The following is a 3,214-nucleotide window of genomic DNA, read 5'->3' as shown; positions in this document are numbered from 1 at the left end:
CGCCGACCGGGCTCGACGCCGCCGACATGGCCGCCTCGACAGTGATCGACGCCTGCCTCGACCACCTGGCGGCCACCCCGGCGCCGCTGGCATTGATTCCCGTCGAGGATCTCCTTGGACTCGAGGAGCAGCCCAACCTGCCCAACAGCGACGAGCGCCACCCCAACTGGCGCCGCCGCTTGAGCGCGGATAGCGCGACGTTGTTCGGCTGCCCCGAAACGCGCCAGCGCCTCGAGCGGTTGACGCGCGCCCGGCGCGAAGCGCCCGAAGGAGACACGCCATGAACGCGATCCGCGCCACGCTCCGGCTGCAGTTCCACCGCGATTTCACCCTCGACGACGCCCGGGCGCTCGTGGACGATTTCGCCGCCCTCGGGGTGAGCCACCTCTACGCCTCGCCGCTGCAGGCTTCGCGCCAAGGCTCCATGCACGGCTACGACGGCGTCGACCCGACCCGCATCGACGACGAGGTCGGTGGCGAGGCGGCGCTGGTATCGCTGGTCGCCGCGCTCAGAGCGCGAGGCATGGGTCTGATACTGGACATCGTGCCCAACCACCTCGCCGTGGGTGGATCGGAGAACCCGTGGTGGCAAAGCGTGCTCACCTGGGGCGAGCAGAGCCCCTACGGTGCGTTCTTCGATATCGACTGGCACTCGCCGGACCCGACGCTTGCCGGCAAGCTGCTGGCCCCGTTTCTCGGTGCGCCCTATGCCGAGACCCTCGAAAGCGGTGAGCTCGCACTCGGCTTCGACGCCGCGGGCTTTCATGTCGCCTATCACGAGCACTGTTTTCCCATCGACCCGCGCCACTACGGCGATATCCTGCGTTTTGCCGAGCACAACGCCCTTCACGAACAGGCGGCATTCTTCGACGCCCTGGCTCAGGCGCCGAACCCTTGCTCGCAGGCGCCGGCCGCGCTTTCCCAGCTCGAGCGGGTGCTCGAGGACCCCGGCGCCCAGGCCTCCCTGGCCAGCGCCCTGGCGCTGTTCGAGGCCACCTCCGAGCACGGCGCCACCCGGCTTCACGCGCTGCTGTCGCGCCAGCACTACCGGCTGGCCTTCTGGCGTACCGCCGCCGACGAGATCAACTGGCGGCGCTTTTTCGACGTCACCGAGCTCGGCGGGCTGCGCGTCGAGCTGCCCGAGGTGTTCGATGCGGTCCACGCGCTGCCCCTGCGTCTGGCCCGCGAGGGGCTGGTGGACGGGCTGCGCATCGACCACGTGGACGGGCTCGCCGACCCCGGCGGCTACTGTCGCCACCTGCGCTAACGCCTGGATGCCCTGGCGCCGGAGCGCCCGGAAGGCGTCCCGCGCCGGGTGGCGCTGTACGTCGAGAAGATCCTCGGTGACGGCGAAACGCTGCCCACGGCGTGGCAGGTGGACGGTACCAGCGGCTACGAGTTCATGAACGAGGTGGCAGGGATTCAGCACGACCCGCAGGGCGCGGCGCCGCTCGCGACACTCTGGCGCCAGGTGAGCGGTCGTGACCCGGACTTCACGGCCGAGGTGCGCCAGGCCCGGGGCGAGGTTCTCGAGACCCTGCTTGCCAGCGAGTACGCCGCCTGCGCCCGGGCGCTGCACGCCGTGGCCCGCGCACGCCTGGAAAGCCGCGACGTGACGCTCGGCTCCATCGAGCGGGCGCTCGAGGCGCTGGTGGTGCATTTTCCCATCTACCGAAGCTACGCGGGCGACGCCGGGCGCCCGGAGGCGGACGCGGCGTTCTTCGCCCGGGCCATGACGGGCGCCCGAGGCGCACTGAACCCGCCGGATCACGCCACCCTCGACCTTCTCGAACGCTGGCTCGGCGGCGAAGCGCCCAGCGCCTGCAGGGATGAGGAGCGGATATTGAGGCTGCGCGCCATCACCCGCTTTCAGCAGCTCACTTCGCCGGTGGCCGCCAAGGCGGTGGAGGATACCGCGGGCTATCGCAGCGCCGTGCTGATCTCGCGCAACGACGTGGGCTTTCACGGTGAGCACTTCAGCCACTCATTGGAGTACTTTCACGCCGCCAACGCCGCCCGGGCCCGGGACTTCCCGCACGCCCTGGTGACCACTGCCACCCACGATCACAAGCGCGGTGAAGACGTGCGCGCGCGCCTCGCCGCGCTGAGCGAGTCCGCCGACGCCTTCGCCGACGCCGTTGCCCAGTGGCAGCGCGACGCCGCGCCCTTGTGCCAGCCGCTCGACGAGGGCACGGCCCCCTCCCCCGGCGATGCCTTGATCCTCTACCAGCTGATTCTCGGCGCCTGGCCGCCGACGCTGGCCCCGGAGGACGGTGCCGGCATGGCCGAATTCACCGAGCGCCTCGCCCAGTGGCAGCAGAAGGCGCTGCGCGAAGCCAAACTGCGTACCCACTGGCTGTGGCCCGACGAGCAGTACGAGGCCGCCTGCCGGGCGTTTCTCGAAGGCGTGCTCACCACCCCGGCGCTGCGCGATTCGCTGCACCGCGCCGCCCGCGCGCTCGACGTCCCCGGCGCGCTCAACGCGCTGGTGCAAATGATCCTGCGCCTGACCGTGCCCGGCGTTGCCGATCTCTACCAGGGCAACGACTTCTGGGACTACAGCCTGGTCGACCCGGACAACCGCCGCCCGGTGGATTACGCCGCACGCCGGGCGTCGCTCTTCGCCCCCCCGGCCTTGAGCGAGGCGCTGGTGCAGTGGCGCGACGGGCGTATCAAGCAGGCGCTGACATCCAAGCTTCTGGCACTACGGGCGCGTCACTCGGCGCTGTTTCTCGACGGCGACTACCAGCCACTTCACGCCGAAGGCCGGCACGCCGAGCGCGTACTAGCCTTCGTTCGCCGCCAGGGCGAACAGTGCCTCGTCGTGGTGGTCCCGCGCCTGGCCACGCCTTTGCTGGAAAACGAGCTGGAAGACGATGGCGCGCTCGCCATCGCCCCGGCGCGCTGGGGCGATACCCGCCTGGCGCTGCCGCCGGGGCGTTATCGAAGCGCGCTGAGTGAACGCAGCCTCGACGCCGACGGCGAGCCCGTCGCACTTGCCGAGCTTTTGCACACGCTGCCCTTCGAGGTATTCACGAGCGAGGCGCGCGCCGACGGCCACGCCCTACAGGGAGAGTCGACATGACCGACGAAGATCGCATCCGCCAGCTGGCCTACAGCATCTGGGAAGCCGAGGGGCGCCCGGAAGGCCAGCAGCAGCAGCACTGGGAGCGCGCGCGCAAGATCGTCGCCGCCGAGCACGCCGACGACGAGT

Annotated in this window: 4 protein-coding genes; all 4 read left to right on the top strand. The window is 70.5% G+C overall.

Annotated features, from left to right (window positions below):
* A partial coding sequence (locus BIS11_RS13670; RefSeq protein WP_253586291.1) for a 4-alpha-glucanotransferase occupies positions 1-284 on the top strand: 284 nt, incomplete at its 5' end.
* Entirely contained in the window at positions 281-1,267 is a 987-nt protein-coding gene (locus tag BIS11_RS13665; RefSeq protein WP_253586290.1) for an alpha-amylase family glycosyl hydrolase, read from the top strand. The genes BIS11_RS13670 and BIS11_RS13665, both read left to right, overlap by 4 nt.
* Positions 1,268-1,315: 48 nt before the next feature.
* Positions 1,316-3,085 carry a malto-oligosyltrehalose synthase gene (gene treY / locus BIS11_RS13660; protein ID WP_253586288.1) on the top strand — a complete coding sequence of 590 codons (1,770 nt, stop codon included), beginning with the start codon at positions 1,316-1,318 and terminating at the stop codon, positions 3,083-3,085.
* On the top strand, positions 3,082-3,214 hold a 133-nt coding region (locus BIS11_RS13655; RefSeq protein ID WP_253586292.1), incomplete at its 3' end, for a DUF2934 domain-containing protein. The genes treY and BIS11_RS13655, both read left to right, overlap by 4 nt.

The sequence above is a fragment of the Halomonas sp. 707D4 genome (assembly GCF_024158685.1).
GTDB lineage: Bacteria > Pseudomonadota > Gammaproteobacteria > Pseudomonadales > Halomonadaceae > Vreelandella.
Note: the sequence above shows the minus strand (reverse complement) of the source record. Positions and strands in the feature narration are given on the sequence as shown.

What these genes read in the sequence shown, in the direction of transcription:
- BIS11_RS13665 (WP_253586290.1), top strand. Translation starts at nt 281, where the DNA reads ATGAACGCGATCCGCGCCACGCTCCGGCTGCAGTTCCACCGCGATTTC.